Raw genomic sequence first — 17,000 nt, 5'->3', positions numbered from 1 at the left:
CGTGCAAAAACCACACTTAGGAGTCAACGATGTCCATGTCCCCGCAAGAACTCAAGAAAGTCATGTCGTCCGGCCTGCTGTCCTTCCCGATCACCGATTTTGACGCCGAAGGCAACTTCAACGCCAAAGCCTATGCCGAACGCCTGGACTGGCTGGCTCCTTACGGCGCCAGCGCGCTGTTCGCCGCCGGCGGCACCGGTGAGTTCTTCTCGCTGACCGCTCCCGAGTACTCGCAGGTGATCAAGGTCGCTGTGGAAAGCTGCCGCGGCAAGGTGCCGCTGCTGGCCGGTACCGGCGGCCCGACCCGCCAGGCCATCGCGCTGGCGCAGGAAGCGGAGCGCCTGGGCGCCGACGGCCTGCTGCTGCTGCCGCATTACCTGACCGAAGCAAGCCAGGACGGCCTGATCGAACACGTGGCCCAGGTGTGCGAGTCCGTGAAAATCGGCGTGATCGTGTACAACCGTGCCAACTGCCGCCTGAACGCCAACTCGCTGGCCATCCTGGCGGCGCGCTGCCCGAACCTGGTCGGCTTCAAGGATGGCGTGGGTGAGATCGAACTGATGGTGCAGATTTACCGCAAGCTGGGCGACCGCTTCTCCTACCTGGGCGGCTTGCCGACTGCGGAAGTGTATGCAGGCGCTTACAAGGCGCTGGGCACGCCGGTGTATTCCTCGGCCGTGTTCAACTTCGTGCCGAAGCTGGCGATGGACTTCTACCATGCCACTGCAGCCGGCAATACTGCCGAAACCGACCGCATGCTGGACGAATTCTTCCTGCCATACCTGGAGATCCGCAACCGCAAGGCAGGCTACGCGGTGTCGATCGTCAAGGCTGGCGCCCGCCTGGTTGGCCATTCCGGCGGCCCGGTGCGCGCTCCGCTGACCGACCTGACCGCGGAAGAAGACGCAATGCTGCTGGCGCTGATCAAGAAGCAAGGTGCCCAATAATGCAAATTACCGGTGAAATGATCATCGGCCGGCAACTGGTGCGCGGCGCGGCCGGCACCCAGTTGGCCTTCAACCCGGCGACCAAGCAAAACCTGCAGCCGGCGTTTGGCCAGGCCGAACTGGCGGACGTGGAGCGCGCGTGCGCGCTGGCCGAGCAGGCTTTCGACACCTACCGGGCCACCACGCCGGAAGTGCGCGCCGCCTTCCTGGAAGCGGCTGCCAACAACATCGACGCGCTGGGCGCAACCCTGACCGAGCGCGCCATGGCCGAGACGGGCCTGCCGCAAGCCCGCCTGGAAGGTGAGCGCGGCCGTACCGTCAACCAATTGCGCCTGTTTGCAAAAGTGGTGCGCGACGGCCACTGGCAGCACGCCACGCTGGATTCGGCGCTGCCGCAGCGCACACCGCCGCGTCCCGACCTGCGCTTGCGCAAGATCGCAATCGGCCCGGTCGCCGTATTCGGTGCCTCCAACTTCCCGCTGGCGTTTTCCGTTGCGGGCGGCGACACTGCGTCCGCGCTGGCTGCCGGCTGCCCGGTCGTGGTGAAAGCGCACGCGGCCCACCCCGGCACGTCTGAGCTGGTGGCGCGTGCCGTGCAGAAGGCCGCCGCCGATTGCGGCATGCCGGAAGGCGTGTTCTCCATGATCCACGGCGACGGCCGCGTTGTCGGTCAGGCGCTGGTGGCCAATCCATCGATCAAGGCGGTCGGCTTTACAGGTTCGCGCCAGGGCGGCACTGCCCTGATGCGCACCGCAGCCGCACGCCATGAACCGATTCCGGTCTACGCAGAGATGAGCAGCATCAACCCGGTGTTCATGCTGCCTGCCGTACTGGCAGCCAACGCCGAGGCACTGGGCGCCGCTTTCGTCGAGTCGCTGACCATGGGCGTGGGGCAGTTCTGCACCAACCCGGGCCTGGTGATCGGCGTGGCCGACCCGGACTTCGAGCGCTTTGCGGCTGCAGCTGCCGCAGCGCTTCAGCCGAAGGGGGCCGGCACCATGCTGACGGCCGGCATCCACCAGGCTTATGAGTCGGGCGTTGGCCGCTTGTCCGATGCCGCCGGCGTCAAGCTGCTGGCCCAGGGGCAGGAGGTGGGCGCCGGCTGCGCCGCGCAAGCCGCATTGTTCCGCGTCGACGCAGAAACTTTTGTCGGCAGCCACGCGCTGCAGGAAGAAGTGTTCGGTCCGGCGTCGGTATTGATCGCCTGCCGCGACGAGGCTGAGATGCTGCGCCTGGCCGCCAGCCTGGAAGGCCAGTTGACCGCCACCGTGCATTGCGAGAACGACGATCATCCGCTGGCTGCCAGGCTGCTGCCGACGCTGGAGCGCAAGGCCGGCCGCGTGCTGTTCGATGGTTTCCCGACTGGCGTCGAGGTATGCCACGCGATGGTGCACGGCGGACCGTTCCCGGCCACCTCGGATACCCGCTCCACTTCCGTCGGCGCCACGGCCATCGAGCGCTTCCTGCGTCCGGTAAGCTACCAGAACGTGCCGCCGGCCTTGCTGCCAGCCGCGCTGCAGGACGATAATCCACTGCGCCTGGCTCGCATCGTGGATGGGGCGCTGCGCACGGCAGTTTGATCAAGTAGTACGGCCGGAGGAGACGCCGGCCTTTTTCGAATATAAGAAACTATGAATCAGCCCAACCCGCAAGCCGTCGGCCTGGCAGCCGAACCGGCCGCCGCCATCGGCAAATACCGCTGGACCATCTGTGGCCTGCTGTTCTTCGCCACCACGATCAACTACCTTGACCGCCAGGTGCTGTCGCTGCTGGCGCCTTCGCTGTCGAAGGAATTCGGCTGGTCGAATACCGACTACGCCAACATTGCCGCCGTGTTCCAGTTCGTCTACGCGATCTCGATGTTGTTTGCCGGACGCGTGATCGACAAGATGGGAACCCGCCGGGCCTTTGTGCTGGCGATTGTGGTGTGGTCGGTCGGTGCGATCCTGCATGCCTATTCGGTGGCAATCGGCACGACGTTCTCGAATGCCCTGGCCGCCATCGGCATTGCCGCGGTGCCGGTGTCGGTGGCCGGCTTCATGGTGGGGCGCGCCGTGCTGGCGCTGGGTGAAGCGGGCAACTTCCCGGCCGCGATCAAGGCCACCGCCGAATACTTCCCGAAGAAGGAGCGTTCCTTCGCCACCGGCATCTTCAACTCCGGCGCGAATATCGGCGCGATCCTTGCGCCGATCACGGTGCCTTTGATCGCCGAAGCGTGGGGTTGGCAATCGGCCTTCATCATCATCGGCGCAATCGGCTTTATCTGGATGGGCTTCTGGCTGTATTTCTACGATGCGCCGGCGAATCAAAAGCGCCTGTCGCGCGCGGAACTGGAGTACATCAACAGCGATGTGGCCGATGCTCCGGCGGCAGCGCCGGCCGCCGACGCGGCGCCACGCAAGGCATCCTGGTTCAAGCTGCTGGCCTACCGCCAGACCTGGGCTTTCACGGCCGGCAAATTCCTGACCGACGGCGTGTGGTGGTTCTTCCTCTTCTGGCTGCCGAAATTCATGTCGGTGCAGTATGGCGTTTCGGCGACTGAAATGGTGGTGCCGCTCGCCGTGCTGTACTCGATGACCATGATCGGTTCCATCGGCGGCGGCTGGTTCCCGACCTTCTTCATCAACCGCGGCGCCAGCGTTTATCACGGCCGCATGCGCGCCATGCTGACCATTGCCTTCTTCCCTTTGGCGGTGCTGTTGGCGCAGCCGCTTGGCTATCTTGGCATCTGGGTACCGGTCATCCTGATCGGCATTGGCGCCTCGGCGCACCAGGCCTGGTCGGCCAACCTGTTCACCACCGTATCGGACATGTTCCCGAAACATAGCGTCGGATCCGTGGTCGGCATCGGCGGCATGGCCGGTGGCCTGGGCGGCGTGCTGATCACCAAGGTGGCCGGCAAACTGTTCGACTACTACAGCACGCTGGGCCAGATCCAGACCGGCTACATGATCATGTTCACCTTCTGCGCGCTGGCTTACCTTCTCGCCTGGTGCATCATGAAAGCGCTGGTCCCGGCGCACAAGGAAATCACTGACCTATGATGGAAAAGGTAAGCGGCGTTCATTGCATGGTGGGTGAGAGCCCCACCTGGCACGCGGGCGAAGGCGCCTGGTATTGGGTCGATATTCCGGCGCGCCGCATCTGGCGGCTTGATTACTCCAGTGGCGGCACGCGCTTCTGGGAAGCGCCGGAAATGGTGGCCTGCGTGTCGCCCGCCGCACGCGGCGGCTTCATCGCAGGCATGGAAACCGGCATCTTCCACCTTTCGCTGCGTGAAGACGGCAGCGTATCGGCCGAACGCCTGGCGGCGCCGCCGGCGCCGGAGCTGGGCGAGGGCATGCGCTTCAATGACGGCCGCTGCGACCGGCAAGGGCGCTTCTGGGCCGGCACCATGTTCATGGACATGGCGGCCGAACGCGCGGTCGGCCAGCTTTACCGCTATACCGCCGGCGACGGGCTGTCCAGGCCTTTTGTCTCCGGCATGCTGACCCAGAACGGCACGGCCTTTTCGCCACGCGGAGATACCATGTACCTGTCCGACTCGCACCCGAAACGGCGCATGGTATGGGCCTTCGATTACGACACCGCCAGCGGTACGCCACACAACAAGCGCATCTTCCTCGACCTGGGCGGGCAGAAGGGCCGTCCTGACGGCGCTGCGGTAGACGCCGAAGGCTGCTACTGGACCTGCGCCAACGACGGCGGCCTGCTGCAGCGCTACACGCCAGCCGGTGCGCTGGACCGCGAAATCGGGCTGCCTTTCGCCAAGCCATCGATGTGCAGCTTCGGTGGCCCCGACCTGTCCACACTGCTGGTCACATCGATTGACCCCGGCAACGTCGGCGATGGCTGGCCGGGCAGCGTCGTGCTGTTGCGGCCCGGCGTGCAAGGCGTCGCCGAGACCCCCTGCGCAGAAAATTGATTTGTTGCAAACTTGCCTCACGGAAGTTTTCTTTTTATTAATTCTAATGCATACTTTATATTTTGATAATTCGACTTATAAAGTATGAAACTTCTCGCTCTGCCGGCCATGCTGCTGGCCCTGGCCGCAGGATCGGCCCAAGCCGGTATCGCCACCCCTTTCACCGTGGATTTCGCCAAGCATTGGACCAGCAGTAACCAGGGCTTCAACTACGATGACAAGGTCCTGAAATCGTTCGGCGGTACGCTGCGCTCCAATTTGAGTCCCTTGTTGAAGTGCCGCAGCAGCGTCAGCGGCGATACGCACAACTCGAACTGTTTCTTCGCCGACCAGTCCGACTGGGAAACGCCGTACTTCCAGGATTATCGAAGCCGGTTCGAATCCGATGCACCGGTAACGGCAAACCTCGCGAGCCGGCTTCAAGTAAAGAAGGATGGTAGCTACTCTGGTTACTTCTCGTTCGGCTTCGTGATGAGCGAGTTCACGGAAGACGCGAACGGCAGCTACGTGAACAGCTCCTTGACTAAATACACGTTCAGGTTCCGCGGTGAGGGCCTGGCTTGGGATACAACCATGGATCCATCCCTCGCAGAAGCAATGTGGAACAAGGAAACGATGTACGAGAAGACGTTCAGTACCGATTGGGTGCGCGACACGATTGATCCCCTGAGTGGCGAGTCGATGAGTTTCGTCAGCGAAGGTTGGGACGGTACCGTGGACCTGCAGGATGCAGCGGCAGCAGTTCCTGAACCTGCCGCACTCGCGCTGTTTGGTATTGGCCTCGCTGGCCTTGCAGCGCTGCGCCGGAGGAAAGCGTGAAGTATCTTGCATTGCCAGCGATCATAATGATCCTGACCGGCCCGGCACACGCGGGCATTGTCACCACATTTGCCGTCAACTCCGCCGAGCATTGGATGTCCAGGGACCAGCGCACCATTTACGATGGCAAAGTCCTGGCACCATTTGGCGGGACCATGCGCTCCAGCCTCACGCCGTTCCTGCCCTGCCGCAGCAGCTTTTCGGGGGCTGAGCATCACTCGTCTTGCTGGTTCGACCTGGATACTTCGGGCTTTCGTTCGCCGGTAGACGCTGAATACCAGCGCCGGACAGGAAGCACTGAACCTTCCGGCGATGGCCTGTTCTCCCGCCTTCAGGTGAATGCTGATGGCAGCTATCACGGGTACTTCAGCTTCACTACTGGAAACTGGGCAATCTGGGAAGACGCAACTGGCAGCTATAGCGACAACTTCTACACCAATTACCAGTTCCACTTCCAGGGCACAGGGCTGGCCTGGGACACCGCCATGGATCCGGCGCGGGCCGAGGAATTCTGGCGGCGGGAAACGCCGTCGGAGCTGGTATACAGGTCCCAGTGGTACCGCAGCCGCTTAGATCCGGTGACCGGCGATGAAACGATACTCGAACGGGACGGGTGGGAAGGCAAGCTGGCCGTGGCCGCAGTGCCAGAACCGGCGGCGCCTGCACTGTTTGGCGTCGGCCTTGCTGCCATCGCTGGCTTGCGCAGGCGCAAGCGCAGCTAGGCCGCTCGCCAATTTACGAGCGCAGGAGCTCGCGCACTTCGACCGTGCCGCCTGCCTCGTAAGTTGGATTGCCGGCCAGGAAGCGATACGCAGCTTCCAGGCTCTCCGCGCGAACCTGGATGTAGCCGTTCACCCTGCCTGGCGCAGGACTGCGGTGCCGTCCCGCTTAGCCAGCACGCCTGGTCCTATCGAGCTGCCGCCATCGAACTGCCCCGAGGCGCCCTCCCTGCCAGTTCACGGCAGAACGCGGCGCTGGCCTCGTCGGCTGGGAAGCACGATTCGATGTGCAGTTCTTCCAGCGTGACGTCGCGCGGGGTGCCAAAGGTGGTAATGGTGGAAAAGAACGCCACGCGCTGGCCGTCCCGCTGGAACACGGTTTCAAGCAGCGGCGCCGGTACCGCACGCAGGTCGCGTTGGCGCCATTTCTCCGGCACGCCGGGATAGGCGAGGACTTCGTCGAGCAGGGCGCGTGCTTTGGCGTCGTTGGGCGTGGTTGCGACCAGCTTGTGCAGGTGAGCCAGCAGGGTACCAGCGATTTCTTCCCAGTTCACCAGTACCGCGCGCAAGTCCTGCGGGTCGAAGGCGTGGCGCAGAATGTTGCGGTGCGGGCTGTCGCGGCCGCCCAGCAGCCAGCGGTTCATGCGGATGGCGGCGTCGTTGGCAAGCACGATATCCCAGTGGCGGTTCATCAGGAAGGCAGGGTAGGGTTCCTGCTGCTTCAGCATCGCGTCGATTGCGCGCCGCATCGGCGCCAGCTCCGGGTTGGCCAGGGCGGATTCCGTGTAGCGCGGGGCGTAGCCAGCCGCCACCAGCAGCGAGTTGCGGTCGCGCAGGGTCATCTCCAGCGTGTCGGCGATGCGCGCCAGGACGTCGCGGCTGGGCTGGGCCTTGCCGGTTTCAATGCAGCTCAAATGGCGCGTCGAGAGGCCGGCGTCCAGCGCCAGGTCCATCTGGCTCAGGCGGCGGGCGGAGCGCCACTCGCGCAGCAGGGCGCCGACATGGGCGATCGGAGTCGGGTTTGCGTTCATGTGGCGATATTAACAAGGTTTTGTGCTGCGCTTCCATGACCTCGGAGGTCATTGCTTCGTGTCTTGTGCGGACCGATCATGCATCCCATCGAAACCTGCCTGCAAGGAGAGGAATATGATCCGCCGTGATTTTCTGAAATTGGGTTTTGCCGCCGCCGCGCTCACCGCATCGGCTGGGTCGGCGTTTGCCGGCCTCGGATTGACGCCGCACGATGCGGCATTGAGGGCCGAGGCGGCGCGCGATGCCAGGCGCTGGCAGGCTGCGCGGCGCTTCGTTGCAACCAGCGCCGGACGCGTGGCGGTGGTGGAGCGCGGCCGCGGCCCGCAGGCGGCGCTGTTCCTGCATGGCCTGCCGCTGAACAGCTTCCAATGGCGTGGCGCGGTAGCACGCCTGGCGCCGCATCGCCGCTGCATCGCGCCCGACTTCCTCGGCCTTGGCCACAGCGAGCCGGTGCCTGGAGCCAGGCTCGATCCGGAAGGCCAGGTCGCCATGCTGGCCGAACTGCTCGACAAACTGGGGATCGAACAGGTCGACGTGGTTGCCAGCGACAGCGGCGGCGCCGTGGCCCAGTTATTCCTCGTGCTGCACCCGGAGCGCGTGCGCAGCCTGCTGCTGGCGAACTGCGACACGGAACTCGACTGCCCGCCGCCGGCCATGCTGCCGGTGATCGACCTGGCCAAGCGAGGCAGGTTCGCGCAGGAGTGGCTGGCGCCCTGGCTGGCCGACAAGGAAAAGGCCCGTTCCGCCGAAGGTTTGGGCGGCATCTGCTACGCCCGCCCAGCCGCACTGGCGGACGAAGTCTTTGAAACCTACCTGCGCCCGCTGGTCGACAACCCGCAGCGCCTGCACGGTTACATCACTGCGCTGGAACGCAACGCCCTGCACGGCATCAAGCCGGCCCTGAAAGCCAGCACGGCGCCGGTGCGCGTGTTGTGGGGCATGGCGGACGAAATCTTCCCGCTGCGCGGCGCCGACTATCTTGAGCAGGCTTTCGGCAACAGCAAGGGCGTGCGCCGCATCGAAGGAAGCAAATTGTTCTGGCCGGAGGAGCGTCCGGAACTGGTGGCGCAGGAAGCGCTGGCGCTGTGGCGCAGCGCCTGACGACCAGCGCCTAGCGCTTGCGGTAGATGCAAACCATGACATCGCTGGGGAAGAGCCGCATCAGCGGCAGCACCACCCAGCGCATGCCAAGGTAGCGCAGCGGCGACTTGAGCGGATGGATCTGGCCGAACACCGTCATCCAGCGCCACATGCCTTCCTTCTTCACTGCAGCCAGTTCGGTGCTGTGGCGCAGGCTGAAACCTTCGCGCTCCACCAGCCTGGTGAGATTGGCCGGATTAAAGTAATGCACGTGCGGCGATGGCATGCCCTTCTGCCACAGCCGGTCGAACGGGCCGTGCAGGCCGAAGCGGGCGAACAGCTTGGACAGCCGGTAGCACAGCCCGCGGCTGCTCGGCAGGTTGAGCACCAGGGTACCGTCCGGCGCCAGGCGCTGGTGGCAGTCGCGCAGGGCGGCACGGATGTCGGGAATATGTTCGATCACTTCGTTCAGCACGATAATGTCGAACTGTTCCTCCTCAGCCAGCGCTTGCGGGAAGTAGCCAATGCGCACCGGCAGTCCGCGCGCCGCGGCTTGTCGCGCCAGCACTTCATCGGGCTCCACGCCCAGCACATCGAAAGCGCGCGATGCCGCTTCCAGGAACCAGCCATGGGCGCTACCCACGTCTAGCAGGGTGTTGGCGCGCGGCGCCGCGAACTGGCGGGTAAGGGCGACGATGGTGCAGCAGTTTTCCTGGCGCAGTGAATTGAGGGACGCTTCGCGCAGGTCTTCGTCGACGGCGGCGTGTGCGGATGCATGGGCTGCGCCTTCGTAGGCGCAGCCAGGGCAGGTACGATGCCAGCCTGAGAGGCCGGTCTTCAATGGGGCGTAGCAAATAATACAAGTCATGCGCGCCACGATAGCATGCTTACATTGTTGCGATATTCACAAATACTCACTTTGCAGACTGCGGTAGAATCGCAGGTTTGGATCTTTCCGAGGTTTCGCAATGAAATGGGCTGTTGTCGGTTTTTACCTCCTGTCCGTGCTGCATATCCACTTCCGTGGCAAGGTACGTCTCCCGATCGGCCGTCAACTGTTCGACCACTCGTCGTTCATGGCCCCGATCAATATCTTCATGCACTGGTTTTCGCGCGTGCCATCCACGCCATACCTGCCGGTTGACACCTTCAAGGAACTGAAATCGCTGGAAGACAACTGGCAAGTGATCCGCGCCGAGGCGGAAAACCTGCTGCGCCTGCAGAAGATCAAGGCTTCGGAAAAGAACGACGACGCCGGCTTCAACTCCTTCTTCAAGAACGGCTGGAAGCGTTTTTACCTGAAGTGGTACAACGCCAGCCATCCATCGGCGCAGGAACTGTGCCCGCAGACCTATGCGCTGCTGGCTGCGATCCCGTCGGTGAAGGCCGCCATGTTTGCCGAACTGCCGCCGGGCGGCAAGCTCAATCCCCACCGCGACCCGTTCGCCGGTTCGCTGCGCTACCACCTGGGCCTGGCCACGCCGAACGACGACCGCTGCTTCATCGACGTCGATGGCGAGCGCCATAGCTGGCGTGACGGCCAGGGCGTGATCTTTGACGAAACCTATATCCACTGGGCCATCAACGGTTCCGAGAGCGACCGCATCATCCTGTTCTGCGACGTGGAACGCCCGATGCGCTATCGCTGGGCGCAGGCAATCAACCGCTTCCTCGGCCGTACCATGATGACTGCCGCCGCTTCGCCCAACGAGCAGGGCGACCAGGTCGGCCTGGTGTCGAAGCTGTTCCGCGTGTCCTTCTACGCCGGCAAGTACCGCCGTGCCTTCAAGGCCTGGAACAAGACCGTCTACAAGGTCACCAAGTTTGGCCTTATCATCGGCGCAGCAGCAGCAATCTATTACATCTGAGGCAGCCCGCGTTGCCTCGCTAAAAGGAGGCAGCATGCGGCACCGAATCCCCGCCGGCGTCCTGGCCATTGTGCTGGGCGCCACCACTCCCGCCGCCAACGCCGGTCCCTTGCGCGACCGGCTGCTGGAACGGCAGGCGGCACGCAACGCGCGTGACGCCGTCCCTGGCAAAGCCTTGCGCGACATCCCCTACGGCAGCGATCCGCGCCAGCGCTTCGACGTCTACCTGCCCGCGCAGGCGGCGGCCAATGCGCCGGTCATCTTCATGGTGCACGGCGGCGGCTGGCGTACCGGCGGCAAGGCTGAAACAGCCGTGGTGGAGAACAAGGTGCCTTATTTCACCGGCCGCGGCTACCTGGTCATCTCGATCAATTACCGCATGTTGCCCGATGCCGATCCGCTGGCGCAGGCACAAGACGTGGCGCTGGCGCTGGCTGCCGCCCAAGGCAAGGCCGCCAGCTGGGGCGGCGACCCGCGCCGCTTCATCCTGATGGGGCATTCGGCAGGCGCGCACCTGGTGGCGCTGCTGTCGGCCCAGCCGTCGCTGGCGGCCGGCAGCCGCTGGCTCGGCACCATCGCCCTCGATAGCGGCGCACTGGATGTGCCGGAGATCATGGAGCACCGCCACATGCGCTTGTACGACGAAGCGTTTGGCAGTGATCCGGCCTTCTGGCGCAAAGTGTCGCCGGCCCACGCGCTGCAACCGGGCGCGCAACCGATGCTGCTGGTGTGTTCCAGCCAGCGTGACAGTTCCTGCCGCCAGGCCCACGATTTCGCGCAGCGCCTGCGTGACAGCGGCAGCCGCGCCGAAGTACTGGAACAGGCCAGGAGCCACCGCGAAATCAACCTGCAGCTCGGCTCCGATAGTGCCTACACCAGCGCGGTGCAAGCTTTTATCGACAGCCTGGTCAAGGCCTAGCAGTTTCGCGTGGCGTGGCGTTTCGGCGGCAAGCGGCAGCGTCAGGGACGGTAAATTGGTAGTGCAGCGCAATGCTGCGCCACGCGCGGTCACAAGGCATGGCGGCTGCGATCTTGTCCAGTTCTGCTGCCAGCTTTCCCGCATCATGCGCCAGCACGAAATGGCGGCCGAACTGGCTGAAGGGCTTGTCGCCCACTTGCAATTGGCCCACGGGCAGCTTTTCCCTGTCCATCTGGCGCCGCAGGTAGCGGAACGAGCTGCGTGGCATCACGGTGAAATCAGCCTGGCCGGCCACCAGCTTGCGCAGGTTGCTCATGGCATCGGGCGCATTGGTGCGCACCAGGCTCTTGCCGACATATTCGTCGATGCCGGGATAGCGGTTGCCGTAGATGCCTGCAAAGCGCAGTCCGACCAATGAAGCGGGGCCTTCGTAGCGTACCGGGTTATCGATGCGCGACACGATGGCATTGCTGTCGTCCAGGAAGGGCGGGCTCCAGTGAAAACGCTTGCGCGGCACGTCGCCAATGAAGGCTGGCGACAGGAACAGCGCCACGCCGTCGAAGCCGGCTGATGCCTCCATCAACTGGTTGAGCTGGCGGCGCTGCAGCGACACCAGTTGCAGCGTGTAGCGTCCTTCCAGCTTGAGGTTCACATAGCGCACCAGTTCGGATGCCAGGCCGCCCTTGCCATCGACGTAGGGCGGCCCGCGGTAACTGTTATAGGCCTTGACGATGGTGTCGGCGCCGGCCGGCGCCACGGCAAGCAGCAGGGCGAGGGCAAGGCGGCGCCGCGGCATGGGTCAGCGCTGGTTGGGGGCCGGCAGGCGTGCTTCTTCCGGCGTCAGGATCCAGACAAGGTTGACATTGCCATCCATGTCTTCGGTGTAGTTGACGATGAAGGTCTGCTCCGCCAGCGATGCAGGCACCACGGTCAGGTTTTCATCGCTGTAGATGCGTGCGGCCGGCGAGAGCTGGCGCAGCTTGCCGTCGATGGCGATGTCGGGAACATAACCGAAGCTCATCTTGCCGCGCTTGGCGTTCGGCGGGAACGGGCGCGGCTCGGCGGCCAGCGCAGGCAGGGCGGGGAGGGCGATTGCGGCAGCAAGGGCCAGCAGGAAGTGTCGTTTGTTCATGCGCGCTAGCTTACCATGCTGGCGAACATGGCCAAAACAGCCACGGCCATGACTGTGGTACAGGACCAGCCCAGCACGCGCAGCCGGCGCGACAGGACCACCTGGCCCATCACCCCGCGCCGGGTCGACAGCAGCATGGTCACCACCATTACCGGCACCGCCACCACGCCGTTGACGACCGCGCTCCAGAACAGCGCCCGCATCGGATCCAGCGGCAGGAAACCAAGGCCGACTCCGGCCAGCGTGGCGGCGGCGATGATCGCGTAGAACTTGCGCGCGGCCTGCGGTTCCAGTTCCAGGCTGCTGCGCCAGTTGAAGGCGCCGGCCATGGCGTAGGCAGCCGAACCGGCCAGCACGGGAATCGCCAGCAGGCCGGTGCCAATGATGCCAAGGCCGAACAGCGCAAACGCCAGCTCGCCCGCGATCGGCCGCAATGCGGCCGCTGCCTGCGCCGACGAACCGACGTGGAAGATGCCGTGCGCATGCAGCGTGACCGCGGTGGTCAGCATGATCGACCACGCCACCAGGTTGGAAAATCCCATGCCGATCGCGGTATCGAGCTTGATACGGCGCAATTGCGGGCGCACCTGGCGCGGCGCGCGCTTGAGCGGTTCGGCCTCCGGGTCGGCCTGCAGCTCCTCTACTTCCTGCGCGGCCTGCCAGAAGAATAGGTAGGGACTGATGGTGGTGCCGAACACCGCCACCATGGTGGTCAGGTATTGCTTGTTCCACTCGATATGCGGCGAGAAGGTGCGCTTGGCCACTTCGCGCCAGGGCACGTCGATCACCAGGACGGTGGCGGCATAGGCCAGCAGCGCCAGCGTCAGCCATTTCAGCAGGCGCGCATAGCGCTGGTAGGGGAGGAAGACTTGCAGCAGCACCGACAGCAGGCCGAAGGCCAGGGCATGCCATTGCGCCTTGCCGCCGGCCACCAGGTGCAGCGCATCGCCCATGGCGGCCAGGTCGGCGGCGATGTTGATGGTGTTGGCGACCAGCAGCAGGCTGACCATGGCGTACAGCATCCAGGCCGGGAAGCAGCGCCGCATATTGGCGGCCAGCCCGCGCCCGCTGGTGCGGCCGATGCGGGCGCTGGTTTCCTGGATGCCGACCATCAGCGGATAAGTGAACAGCCCAAGCCACAGCATGCCCAAGCCGAATTGCGCGCCGGCCTGGGAGTAAGTGGCGATGCCGCTGGGATCATCGTCGGCGGCCCCCGAGATCAGGCCCGGGCCGAGCTTGTCCAGCCAGGATTGTTGTTGGCTCTGCTGTTCCATGCCCCCGATGCTAGCGGCGGCGGGCTTTCCCTTCTGTTCGCGCACTCACATGGCGTTTTTCCCAGGCGGCAAGAGCAATCCGGTAGCGTTCCAGGTCTTCGTAGTACAGGTCCAGCACGCACCAGGTGCAGCCGCTGTGGCAGCAGTCGTCCGGGCCGGGTTCGGCCGGCGGTTGCGGCTTGGGGTCGTCTTGCGTGTCCATGCGTATCATTCGTCCATCGCCAGCAAGGCCTGGTTGCGGCCGCGCTGCTTGGCGCGGTACAGCGCTTCGTCGGCCAGGCGCACCAGCTGTTCGGGGCGGCTGTTTTCGGTTGGTACCAGTACCGCTACGCCGATACTGATGGTCACATGGCCCAGCGGCGATGCGTCGTGCGGCAACTGCAGGCGTGCCAGTTCGCTGCAGATGGTCTGTGCCACGCCGATCGCGTCGGCGCCCGCCGTGGCCACCGACAACAGGGCGAATTCTTCACCGCCATAGCGCGCCACCAGGTCGGAGCTGCGCCGGCCATGCTCGGTAATCAGGCGCGCCACCGCGCGCAGCGTGGCATCGCCGGCCAGGTGCCCATAACGGTCATTGTATTTCTTGAAGTAGTCCACATCCAGCATCGACAGCGCCAGCGGCTGGCCGGTGCGCTGGGCGCGCCGCCATTCCGCTTCCAGCGCCAGGTCAAAGCCGCGCCGGTTGCTGACGCCGGTCAGGCCGTCGGTCTGGCTCAAGGCTTCGAGCTTGCGGTTGGAATCTTCCAGCTCGACGGTACGGGCGGCCACCTGCTGCTCCAGCACTGCCTGCAGGCGGGTCAGGCGCCGGATGCGCCAATGGTACAGGCTCCACAGCCCGCCCAGGATCATGGCTGCGGCAGCCACGCGGAACCAGGTGGTCTGCCAGAACGGTGGCGTAATCGTCACATCCAGCGAGGCCGCCTGTTCGCTCCAGCTGCCGTGATGGTTGGCGGCCCGCACCCGGAATACATAGCGGCCCGGGTCGAGGTTGGTGTAGGTGGCCACGCGGCGCTCGGCGTCGGTTTCCTGCCAGTCGGGATCGAAGCCTTCCAGTTGATAGGCGTAGCGGTTCTGCGACGGTTCGGTGAAGTGCAGGGCGGCAAACTCGATGGTGAAGGCGGTGGCCTGCGAGGACAGTACCAGGCCGGTGGGCGCCGTCAGCGGTCCTTCCAGCCAGGCCTGGTCGCGGAAGCGCCCTTCGCTCAGCGAGTGGCTGAACAGCTTGATGTCGGTGATGGCCACCTGCGGCGGCACCGAGTCGCTGCGCACCTGTTCCGGCTCGACGCCGGTCATGCCGTGCACGCCGCCGAAGTATAGCTTGCCATCGGCGCCGGGCGCCGAGGCATTGGTGGTGAAGCCATCGGTCATGCCGTCGGCCACGGTGTAGAGCTGGGTCGAACCATTGCCGGGGTTCAGGCGGAACAGGCCGGCCAGCGTGCTGACCCAGATCTTGCCCTTGGCGTCGGATTGGATCGACAGCGTTTTCAAGTGCTGCACGGCGGCGGCATGCGAGCGCAGGCGCAAGCCGCCGCGCGCCGTTTCTTCCAGCTGCACCAGGCCGCGCGAGGTGCCGATCCACAGCCGGCCTTGCGCGTCTTCATGCAGCGAGGTGACGTTGTCGTCGATCATGCCTTCCGGGCCGCCGGCGCGCAGGTGGCGGAACTTGCCGGTAGCCGGGTCCAGCAAGTCGAGCCCGCCGCCGTTGAATTCCGAACCCATCCACACGCGGCCCTTGCTGTCTTCCAGCACCACGCTGGTGCCGCCGACGCTGCGGCTGTCCGGGTTTTGCGGGTCGTGGTAGAACAGTAGCGAGCGGTCGCGCAGCGTGTCGTAGCGCACCAGGCTGTTGCCAGTGCCCAGCCACAGCACGCCATCCTTGCCCGGCGCGATGGAGTTGATGAAGTCGCTAGCGGTATTGCCGAAGCGAACCAGGGTGAACTTCCCGCCAGGCTGGTCCAGGCGGTTCAAGCCGTTGGCCGTGCCTACCCACAATGGGCCGCCGGGCTGCTGGTACAGGCTGTACACGATATTGCTGTTCATCGAACCGGGCCGGCCGTCGGCCTGGTAGCGCCGCAGCACCTCGCCTTTGGTCGGGTCGAACAGGCCCACGCCAAGGTTGCCGCCCACCCAGACCGTGGCGTTCGGGCCAGTCTCCAGACTCAGCAAGGCATTATTGGCGCGGCCGTGACGCCCATCCAGGCGGTAGGGCAGGTAGCGCGTGAAGCCGCTGCTGCTCAGGTTGACCAGGGCAATGCCGTCGGTAAACGAAGCGATCCACAGCATGCCGCCACGATCCTGCAACATGGCGCGCAGGTTGTCGCCCGGCAGCGAATACGGGTCGTCGCTATTGTGGCTGTACTGGTCGAAATGCTGCGCCGCTGCGTCCCAGCGCAGCAGGCCGGCCGACAGGGTGGTGGCCCACAGCGTGCCGTCGCGGTCGAAATAGAAACTGGTGACGCGGCTGTCGGGCACGGCCACGCTTTCGCGCGTGTCCCAAGGCTTGCTGCTGTCCCAGCGCCAGACGCCGCCTTCGGTGCCGATCCACAGCACGCCATGGCGGTCGAATTGCAGGGCGCGCACGATGTTGGCGCGCGCGTTCGGGTCCTGGCTCTTGTCCACGCGGCGGTGCTCGAATTCGCTGGCACCGGCTGGCAGGTAGTCCAGGCCGCCGGGCCAGGTGGCGGCCCAGACGCCGCCCTTGTCGTCGACCGCCAGCGCGTTCAGGTCGTTGCCGCCCAGGCTGCCCGGACGGGCCGGATCGTGCAGGTGGATGGTGAATTTGCCGCTGCCCGGGTCAAAGTGCTGCAGCCCGCCCCAGGTCGCCAGCCACATGCCGTCTTTTCCATCCGATACGATGGCGCGGATGATGCGGCCATTGTTTGGCGCATTGCTTGCCACGAAGGCGGTGAAATCATTGGTTTCGGGGTTGAAGCGCGCCAGGCCGTCCTGGGTGCCGGCCCACAGCCGTCCATGCCCATCCTCAAACAGCGCCGCCACCCGGTCATGCGGCAGCTTGCGCAGATCGCCCCCCTTGCTGCGGTATTTGGTGACGCGGTAGCCGTCGTAGCGGTACAGGCCGTTCGATTGGGTGCCGATCCACATGAAACCGCGCTTGTCTTGCAGCAGCGATAACATTGACGGTTCATCATTACCCAGCGGCCCGAGCTTGCGGAAGCGCAAGGAAGGGGCGGCAGCCTGGGCGGCAGCCGCAAACAGGCTGCCTGCCAGGACGATCAGCAAAATAAAGCGGCTCAGGTGCCAGCCGCGAGCGTTGATAGCATTCAT

16 protein-coding genes are annotated in these 17,000 nt (G+C 64.8%); 9 read left to right on the top strand and 7 right to left on the bottom strand.

All coding sequences use genetic code 11. The features are described from left to right. Window positions 1–35 precede the first annotated feature (35 nt). From kdgD to ASD58_RS04255, 6 genes are all read left to right on the top strand, one after another. Window positions 36–947 carry a 5-dehydro-4-deoxyglucarate dehydratase gene (gene kdgD, locus ASD58_RS04280; RefSeq protein WP_057259932.1) on the top strand — a complete coding sequence of 304 codons (912 nt, stop codon included), beginning with the start codon at window positions 36–38 and terminating at the stop codon, window positions 945–947. After that, window positions 947–2,527 carry an aldehyde dehydrogenase (NADP(+)) gene (locus ASD58_RS04275; RefSeq protein WP_057259862.1) on the top strand — a complete coding sequence of 527 codons (1,581 nt, stop codon included), beginning with the start codon at window positions 947–949 and terminating at the stop codon, window positions 2,525–2,527. Before kdgD ends, ASD58_RS04275 begins: the two co-directional genes overlap by 1 nt. 51 nt (window positions 2,528–2,578) lie before the next feature. Beyond that, complete coding sequence (locus ASD58_RS04270) at window positions 2,579–3,991, top strand: MFS transporter (protein WP_057259861.1); 1,413 nt, start codon at window positions 2,579–2,581, stop codon at window positions 3,989–3,991. Then, window positions 3,991–4,872 (top strand): SMP-30/gluconolactonase/LRE family protein, encoded by an 882-nt coding sequence (locus tag ASD58_RS04265; protein WP_057259931.1) that lies wholly within the window; start codon window positions 3,991–3,993, stop codon window positions 4,870–4,872. The genes ASD58_RS04270 and ASD58_RS04265 overlap by 1 nt, the downstream gene beginning before the upstream one ends. Window positions 4,873–4,956: 84 nt before the next feature. Next, a complete protein-coding gene (locus ASD58_RS31780; protein WP_082565209.1) occupies window positions 4,957–5,691 on the top strand; it encodes a PEP-CTERM sorting domain-containing protein in 735 nt (244 codons plus the stop codon). Next, window positions 5,688–6,413: a PEP-CTERM sorting domain-containing protein gene (locus ASD58_RS04255; protein ID WP_156401147.1), complete on the top strand. Its 726-nt coding sequence runs from the start codon at window positions 5,688–5,690 to the stop codon at window positions 6,411–6,413. The genes ASD58_RS31780 and ASD58_RS04255 overlap by 4 nt, the downstream gene beginning before the upstream one ends. A 185-nt stretch (window positions 6,414–6,598) precedes the next feature. Here ASD58_RS04255 and ASD58_RS04250 read toward each other — a convergent pair whose 3' ends face one another. Continuing rightward, the gene (locus ASD58_RS04250) at window positions 6,599–7,441 is read right to left on the bottom strand and encodes a helix-turn-helix domain-containing protein (RefSeq protein ID WP_057259858.1); all 843 of its coding nucleotides are present in this window, start codon (window positions 7,439–7,441) and stop codon (window positions 6,599–6,601) included. 115 nt (window positions 7,442–7,556) lie between these two features. Between ASD58_RS04250 and ASD58_RS04245 the strand changes: the two genes are divergently transcribed. Next, entirely contained in the window at window positions 7,557–8,543 is a 987-nt protein-coding gene (locus ASD58_RS04245) for an alpha/beta fold hydrolase (RefSeq protein WP_057259857.1), read from the top strand. Between the two features lie 10 nt (window positions 8,544–8,553). Here ASD58_RS04245 and ASD58_RS04240 read toward each other — a convergent pair whose 3' ends face one another. Next, complete coding sequence (locus ASD58_RS04240; protein ID WP_057259856.1) at window positions 8,554–9,390, bottom strand: class I SAM-dependent methyltransferase; 837 nt, start codon at window positions 9,388–9,390, stop codon at window positions 8,554–8,556. Window positions 9,391–9,490: 100 nt separating this feature from the next. Here ASD58_RS04240 and lpxO point away from each other — a divergent pair, with 100 nt between their 5' ends. Continuing rightward, window positions 9,491–10,390 carry a lipid A hydroxylase LpxO gene (lpxO, locus tag ASD58_RS04235; RefSeq protein ID WP_057259855.1) on the top strand — a complete coding sequence of 300 codons (900 nt, stop codon included), beginning with the start codon at window positions 9,491–9,493 and terminating at the stop codon, window positions 10,388–10,390. 34 nt (window positions 10,391–10,424) lie between these two features. Further along, entirely contained in the window at window positions 10,425–11,309 is an 885-nt protein-coding gene (locus tag ASD58_RS04230; RefSeq protein ID WP_057259854.1) for an alpha/beta hydrolase, read from the top strand. On the opposite strand, the gene ASD58_RS04225 is transcribed toward ASD58_RS04230, so the two are convergent. Genes ASD58_RS04225 through ASD58_RS04205 form a run of 5 tightly spaced genes read right to left on the bottom strand, consistent with a single transcriptional unit; the run spans window position 11,299 to window position 17,000 of the window. Continuing rightward, window positions 11,299–12,105, bottom strand: coding sequence for an ABC transporter substrate-binding protein (locus ASD58_RS04225; protein ID WP_057259853.1), 807 nt, complete (start codon window positions 12,103–12,105; stop codon window positions 11,299–11,301). The two genes, ASD58_RS04230 and ASD58_RS04225, sit on opposite strands and share 11 nt — an antisense overlap. Before the next feature lie 3 nt (window positions 12,106–12,108). Then, window positions 12,109–12,441, bottom strand: a complete 333-nt coding sequence (locus ASD58_RS04220; protein WP_057259852.1) for a hypothetical protein — start codon at window positions 12,439–12,441, stop codon at window positions 12,109–12,111. A gap of 5 nt (window positions 12,442–12,446) precedes the next feature. Further along, the gene (locus ASD58_RS04215; protein ID WP_057259851.1) at window positions 12,447–13,715 is read right to left on the bottom strand and encodes an NRAMP family divalent metal transporter; all 1,269 of its coding nucleotides are present in this window, start codon (window positions 13,713–13,715) and stop codon (window positions 12,447–12,449) included. A 10-nt stretch (window positions 13,716–13,725) separates the two neighbouring features. After that, window positions 13,726–13,917 (bottom strand): oxidoreductase-like domain-containing protein, encoded by a 192-nt coding sequence (locus ASD58_RS04210; RefSeq protein WP_229209891.1) that lies wholly within the window; start codon window positions 13,915–13,917, stop codon window positions 13,726–13,728. Window positions 13,918–13,922: 5 nt separating this feature from the next. Then, window positions 13,923–17,000, bottom strand: a complete 3,078-nt coding sequence (locus ASD58_RS04205) for a diguanylate cyclase (protein ID WP_057259849.1) — start codon at window positions 16,998–17,000, stop codon at window positions 13,923–13,925.

Origin of the sequence: Duganella sp. Root1480D1 (assembly GCF_001427305.1) — a bacterium.
Classification (GTDB): domain Bacteria; phylum Pseudomonadota; class Gammaproteobacteria; order Burkholderiales; family Burkholderiaceae_D; genus Rugamonas.
The sequence above is the reverse complement of the archived record's forward strand: the minus strand, read 5'-3'. Positions and strand labels throughout refer to the sequence as shown.